The sequence below is a fragment of the Leisingera sp. F5 genome, from assembly GCF_001593695.1.
This window is the reverse complement of record NZ_LUKH01000103.1, coordinates 1-6,442: the sequence shown is the minus strand read 5'-3', so window position 1 is coordinate 6,442 and position 6,442 is coordinate 1. Positions and strand designations below refer to the sequence as shown.

The following is a 6,442-nucleotide window of genomic DNA, read 5'->3' as shown; positions in this document are numbered from 1 at the left end:
GCAGCCGGTTCAAACCATTGCGGCGCAGAACGTGATAGACCCCTGTAGTGGAGACTTTCATGTCAAAATAGCGCTCCAGGGACCATGCTATACGTGCCGGGCCAAAGTGGTGGTTTTTGCGCAGATATGGGCTCACTGCCGCCTTGCGGTGCTGCGGCGACCAAGCAACCTCCCTGGAAGGCCAGAGCGGATCTCGGGCACTCCAGGGCATGATGGCAGGCAGTTCGAAGCGAACATTGCGTGAAACGTTAAGGGAAGCCAAAGCGGACTTTGACCACCAAACAGCGGACCGGCCGCGACTCGGGATTTTTACCGCCATTTGCTGCGGTCTCAAACTCGGCAGCAGGCCAGGATGCCGTTAGGCGTAAGAAGCAGACATTGCACTTTCCAGGATTTCACGGGCGCATACATCGAAACCGGCTGCAGCAAAGGGTAAAGAGAAACCCCCACCAAATGCCGGCGAGGGCTCAGAGTTTCGCTCACACAGCACACAGGTTACCGCCCAGCTGAACATTGCGGCTAGATTGTGCCGGGCGGAACGCGTTTCTTCGTGTGAAGCGCATCAAAGCCCGGTTTTGTTCGCCTTTCTCTATAGTGCCGGTTCATTGCCCTTTCTTGAAGTGCGCAGCAAGCGGGGCCAGGGCGGCATCTATGACCAGCGGGTCTTCATAGAATTGCAGCTGGTTTGCGCCTTTGATCCAATGAAGTGCCTTGTCTGCCGCAGGAATCGTATCGAACAGCTGACGGGGGATCATGGGACCTGATGCAGCCTTGTCGCCATGCACCATCAGTACAGGCGTTTGAAGCCTGGTAACCGTTTCGTTGATCTTCCAGCCCCAGATGACTTCTTCGCTCATCGCGGTGATGCGGTTCTCCCACCCGCCCCGATAGGCAAACCAAGGGGAGCGGTTGTCCCAAGGCGCGTACCACTGCGCTATGAGTTCAGCCGTCAGCAAGGCCTCGTCCGATCCGATAATCGGAATATAGCGGATCTCGCCGCTTTTTTCGTAGACAGCCCGCGCTTCGGCGGCACGCTCCATACGTGCAGCAATCGCTTGGTCGTCCCCTAGGTAGAGTGTTGCCGTGGCGGGGGTCAGGTAGTGCCCGGCCACGATCCCAAGCGCTGACACGCGGCGGTCACGAACCGCGGCTTCTATCGCCCAGTTCACCCCCTGGCAGATGCCTAAAACACCAAGCTTGTCCTGTGCCACGCCGTCCTGCGCGGACAGGAATGTCAGGGCGGCGCCGATATCTTCTATTTTTGCCTCGCCGGATTCAAAACGGCGCGGCTCACCCGAGCTGGCCCCGTGATAGCGCGGATCAAAAATCAGCACGGCCAGCCCCTGGCGGGCCAAGCGCGTAGCGTATTGCACCGGTGACTGCTCTTTCACAAAGGCCACCGGGCCAACCACTGCCACAGCTGGAAATGGTCCCTCGCCGGGAGGCATGAAAAGTTTCCCGGCCAGTGTCTCGGCACCGCTGGGAAAGGTCACATCGCGGACCTCATACATCGGTGAAGCGGTCGTTTGCGCCGCGGCAGGAAGGCTCGCGGCAACTGCCGAGCCCGTAATCAGCCCGGCAAACATTCTGCGGGTTACATCCATTTTCAGTCTTCCTTCGGGTCATTGAGACACGTCTTCGATCACAGCCTCACTGTGAAAGCGCGTTCCATCATTTGTGATGTAATTGACAAACAGCCGGTTGCGCTGAATGTCGAAGACATCCACCACGTTTCCATCGGCCTCGGTGAAGGCAATCACAAAGACGCCTGGGCGTAGATCGGTATGCACGATCTCTTCCTCACCCGAAGTGCCTGCAGTGCCATCCGGAGCCTCAACGCGGGTCCATCGAATGCGGTCCGGGGCGATAAAGTCCATGCGGATGCGATACCCGGACACCGCGTATTCATAGCTTTTCCCGGTTACGTCGTTGATTGCGCTGAGTTCTGCGGTCCAGCTTGTGTCCTGGTCTGCGGCATTAGCAGGATCTGAGGCTGCCACAGCGGCAACAAGCAGCGCAGCGGAAACGAGTGCGGGTTTGAACATGGTCGATCCTTAGAGATTGATTGGGGCGGGAGTTTCGCCAGTATTCTGGCTCAGGACTTTTTGGTGTTTTTAGCTTTGACCTTGCCTGTGGCTCCGCCCTGGCTTTCGCTCTGGTCAACAACGCCGTCACCATTGGTATCGGCGGCATCGAAAATACCTCTGTGGCGGTCGAGGAAGGCCTGCGTGCGCGCAATACCCGCGGCGTGGCTGTCCACGAATTCCTCGAAGGTGACAACACCGTCGCCATTCAAGTCCTGGGTTGCGGTCGAGACATCGGCATGTGCGGCACTGGCACCAAAAGCCAAGGTGCCGGCAGCAACGATCAAAAGGGCTTTTTTCATGGGATCTTCCTCATCAGGGGTAACTTCGATGAAGGTTAAATGCGCTTGGATTGACATAATCGGAATGACGGTATTAGCATGGCCATCATGCAGAAAATGAATGCAGATTTGGCCTCGATGGATTTTCGCGTTCTGCGGTTCCTAAGGTTTTTTTTGCAAACCGGCAGCGTGACGCGCTCGGCGGAACTGCTTGAAATCAGCCAGCCGGCCGCCAGCCGCATTCTTGCGCGTATTCGCGATCTGACTGGCGATCCGCTGCTGATCCGAACACAGGCAGGGTATCAGCTGACGGATCACGCGTTGTCCCTGAAAGGGCCGGTGCTTGATGCCATCAATTCAATCGAGGCTGTTTTTCAGCCGCCGCATTTCAGCCCGGAAAACTCCCGCCACTGTTTTCGGATTGCAGCCACCGACTATGCAGCAGCCTGTGTGATCGGGCCGCTTATGGACCGGCTGGTCAAAACCGCGCCGCATATCCAGGTCAATGTAACGCCCTTGGTGCCGAACAGTTTTTCTATGATATTGGAAGGTGAAATCGATTTCGTCTTCTATGCAGGGCTGAGAGTGAAGGGCGATCTGATCGTCAGGAAGCTGTTCACCGACAGTTATGTTCTGCTCATGCGCAAAGGCCATCCTTTGCTTGAGCTGGCAAACCGGAAAGGCTTGCTTGATCCACCGGATATCGCACCTTACCGGCAGATCGAGTTCAGTTACCCGACTGTAGACCGTCTGCGCGCCGACACCGTCATGCGAATCGAGCGCGATGAGGCGCCAGCGATGCTTTCCGTGCCTTTCTTCACCGCCATGCCGTTTCATGTGGCGAACAGCGATGCCGTCGCGGCCGTTCCATCGCGATTGGGTGAGCAACTCTCGGCTTTCTCCAGCGTCGTCTCTGTACCGTTCAGATCGGGAGCGCAGTTTCCGTATTACCTGCTTTGGCACGAGCGCGGGCAATTCAATCCGGCGATGCGCTGGTTCGTAGATGAAGTCGCCCGGACGGTTGCCTGAAAGTTCTGCAGCGTCCTTTATAATTGCGTTCTGGTGCAAGAACATCCCGGTGGTTTTGCGCAAAAAAAAATGTAGCGGTGAGCCTCCCCCAAAGAAGTGGTCCGCCCATATGATTAGGAAAGCGGAGGACCATAGATGGCGATTAAGAGACCCAAGCCTGAAGAGATTGTCGTGAAGTTACGGCAGGTTGAAGTTCTGATGGGGCAAGGCATGCCCCGAATAGACGCCATTCGGCAGATCAGTGTGACGGAAAAACCTATTACCGTTGGAAGAAGAAGTACGGCGGAATGGGCACAGAACAACTCAAGGAACTGAAGCGGCTCCAGAAGGAGAACGAGCGCCTTCGCCGTGCCGTTTCAGATCTTACACTCGACAAACTAATCCTGTCAGAAGCCGCAAAGGGAAACTTCTGAGCCCCTCGCGCCGCCGTGCCTGCATCGATCATGTGCGCAGCCAAATGAAGGTTTCCGAACGTCGTGTGTGCCGCGTCCTGGGTCAGCACCGATCCACGCAGCGTCGGTTGCCACATGGGCGTGCTGACGAGGAAAGCCTGGTCGCCGACATGATCGAGCTGACACGCCAATTCGGCCGGTATGGCTACCGCCGGGTTGCGGCCTTGCTGCGGGACGCTGGCTGGCCCCCTCTCGGCAGGTTGCTTCGCAATCGCCTGCCAGGCAATGGGTGAACGACAAGCGTGTTGAACGTCTATGGCGGCGAGAGGGGCTGAAGGTTCCAATGAAGCAACCCAAGAAGGGACGGCTCTGGATGAACGATGGATCATGCGTCCGGCTTCGTCCTGAATATCGCAATCATGTCTGGTCGTACGACTTCGTGCATCACCGGACAGAGTTTGAAGGATCAGGAAATGATCCGGGGGATCATTTCCCCTGAAAACGGAAGGGCTTTTAGAACATTGAACATCCTGGATGAATACAGCCGGGAATGTCTTTCGATCCGGGTAAAGCGGAAGCTGAACTCGACCGAAGTCATCGACGCGCTGACGGACCTGTTCATTCTACGCGGCGTGCCTTCTTACATTGGACCTGTCGCGTTTTTGTGCCGCCCCAGGTGCTCGTTTAGGCCACTTTCCGTTCGAAAGCGACCGGGCTTTCCCAACCCGGTGCTGAGTGCCTTCGACGCGGATTGTAGAAGCCGTTGATGTATTCAAAGACGGCCACCTCAGCCTGCCGTCGTGTTTCCCACGACCGTCGCCAGATCAGCTCGGCCTTGATGGTTTTGAAGAATGTTTCGGCCATTGCCCGGCAGGCGCATGCAAAGCATGCTGCCGAGAGGGGGCGGCATTGTCGTAGCAATTGCCTTTGCCGCTCATGGACACCGTGAAGCCATGCTGGCGCAGGATTTTCTGATAATCGTGAGAACAATATTGCGACCCACGATCCGTGTGATGAATGCAGCCTTTCGGTGGTGACCGGAATGCAATCGCCATTTTCAACGCCCTGATGGCCAGGTCCCGCTTCATGCGGTTGCTGACGGCCCAACCGATGACACGCCGGGAATGCAAGTCTAGGATCACAGCGAGATACAACCAGCCTTCACGAGTCCAAACGTAACTGATGTCACCAGCCCATTTTTGGTTTGGCATGTCAGCGGTGAAGTCACGATCCAGTAGGTTCGGTGCGATATTGAACTTGTGGTCGCTGTCGGTTGTGACGTTCGCCCATTGTCCTCGGACCAATGGCGGAAATGGCCTCACTGTTTGCGGGTTCTAACCACTGATATGCCGTTCTGACGCATCAACCGCCCCACACGGCGGTGCCCAACATCCAGACCGATCTCCTTCAACTCTTCAGTCATGCGCGGACGACCATAGCTGCCAAGGCCGAGACGGGATTGTTCTTTGATATGTGCAAGCGTGACCAGGTCAGACCGCTGTCTGCGACTGGCAGGGCGGCGGCGGAATGCGCGTAGTCCACGTGTGCTGACGCCAACAACGCCGCACAAACGGTTGGTCGGGAAGTGGGCCCTATGCTCTTCGACAAACCTAAATCTCATTGCTTTAGGCCCGCAAAGAACTGGGTGGCCTTCATCGGGTAAATGATCCCCCGGATCATTTCCTGATCCTCTTCAGTTTAGGATTTCCCTCTCCTCCTTGAGAAGCCGGATCTCACGCCGAAGCCGCTCATTCTCTTTGGCGAGGTCCAAATCCTCTTTCGAAACCACGTCCGTGCCTCCCCTCTCATGCATGTAAACATGCACTGCCGGGCAGTGGATGTGCTGTGATCCATTTGTTCAGCGTCGACATGCCAACCCCCAGATCATCAGCCGCCTGCTTACGCGTTAGCCCACTGGTCAGTGCGATCCGCACCGCATCTTGGCGAAATTCATCCGTCCGTTTCAGTCCCATAGCCCGTCTCCTTTGCTGCAGTAAATGCTATCAAAGGAGCGGCATCAAACCGCGACACGTCCAGTTCCACATAACCAAATTCCCCTAGTTCCTTCATCACGCGCTGGAATTTGTCCCTGCCCATGCAGAGGATTTTCATCAGGTGCGTGCGGTTGAATTCCCACTCATCCGAATAGGTCATCATCAAGGCCAGCGTTCCTCTGGCCTCCGCACTCACCCGAGACCGCCGGGGATTTTTCCAAAAGGAGCAACCATGTACGACGCACCTTTCATCACAGAAATTCCGGACGGCCAGACGGTTGAGGCCTCAGGCGCGTACCGGATGAGTATGGATTGGTATCACAGCCAGAAGGTTTGCAATGGCCCTTCGGTATCCTCTACCGGCCTGCGCAAGATTACTCTGCAAAGCCCTCACGCCTTCTGGAAGACCTGGGGCGGCAATCCAAACCGCTATCCGGACAAGGAACCCAGCGACGGCATGGTCTTCCCGATCCACCGATTTGCGTCCGGAAACGGCCGATGCCATTCAAATCCCCGGCCTGGCAGGAAGCTTTTGCTTTTTTCTAACCGCCAGATGGCTAAAGTGGCCAATGAGCAGGCCGGTTTTATTCGTTTCGTTGTGTTTCCACGCTGTTTTAGGGCATCCATCCGGCCACTAGACCTGTAGAGGCACGAGAGAGCAC

At 56.4% G+C, this 6,442-nt stretch carries 6 protein-coding genes and 2 pseudogenes; 3 read left to right on the top strand and 5 right to left on the bottom strand.

What is annotated here, in order from left to right:
• Positions 1 to 602: 602 nt before the first annotated feature.
• From A2I95_RS24760 to A2I95_RS24750, 3 genes are read right to left on the bottom strand one after another with little or no spacing between them, the layout of a single operon-like run.
• Positions 603 to 1,604, bottom strand: a complete 1,002-nt coding sequence (locus A2I95_RS24760) for a hypothetical protein (RefSeq protein ID WP_291734146.1) — start codon at positions 1,602 to 1,604, stop codon at positions 603 to 605.
• Between the two features lie 18 nt (positions 1,605 to 1,622).
• Positions 1,623 to 2,045 carry a MoaF N-terminal domain-containing protein gene (locus tag A2I95_RS24755; RefSeq protein ID WP_291734143.1) on the bottom strand — a complete coding sequence of 141 codons (423 nt, stop codon included), beginning with the start codon at positions 2,043 to 2,045 and terminating at the stop codon, positions 1,623 to 1,625.
• A 50-nt stretch (positions 2,046 to 2,095) separates the two neighbouring features.
• On the bottom strand, positions 2,096 to 2,386 hold the full coding sequence (locus tag A2I95_RS24750) for an EF-hand domain-containing protein (protein ID WP_291734138.1): 291 nt from the start codon (positions 2,384 to 2,386) through the stop codon (positions 2,096 to 2,098).
• A gap of 78 nt (positions 2,387 to 2,464) precedes the next feature.
• Between A2I95_RS24750 and A2I95_RS24745 the strand changes: the two genes are divergently transcribed.
• Positions 2,465 to 3,394, top strand: a complete 930-nt coding sequence (locus tag A2I95_RS24745; RefSeq protein ID WP_291734135.1) for a LysR family transcriptional regulator — start codon at positions 2,465 to 2,467, stop codon at positions 3,392 to 3,394.
• A gap of 135 nt (positions 3,395 to 3,529) precedes the next feature.
• Positions 3,530 to 4,433, top strand: a pseudogene (locus A2I95_RS24740) (transposase); the annotation flags it as partial.
• A gap of 37 nt (positions 4,434 to 4,470) precedes the next feature.
• Here the strand turns inward: A2I95_RS24740 and A2I95_RS24735 are convergent.
• Positions 4,471 to 5,759, bottom strand: a pseudogene (locus A2I95_RS24735) (IS3 family transposase).
• Positions 5,737 to 5,946, bottom strand: a complete 210-nt coding sequence (locus A2I95_RS24730) for a hypothetical protein (protein ID WP_291734133.1) — start codon at positions 5,944 to 5,946, stop codon at positions 5,737 to 5,739. The pseudogene A2I95_RS24735 and the gene A2I95_RS24730 overlap by 23 nt, the downstream one beginning before the upstream one ends.
• A gap of 66 nt (positions 5,947 to 6,012) precedes the next feature.
• On the opposite strand from A2I95_RS24730, the gene A2I95_RS24725 reads away from it, so the two are divergent.
• Entirely contained in the window at positions 6,013 to 6,426 is a 414-nt protein-coding gene (locus A2I95_RS24725; protein ID WP_291734131.1) for a hypothetical protein, read from the top strand.
• The last annotated feature ends 16 nt before the right edge of the window (positions 6,427 to 6,442 follow it).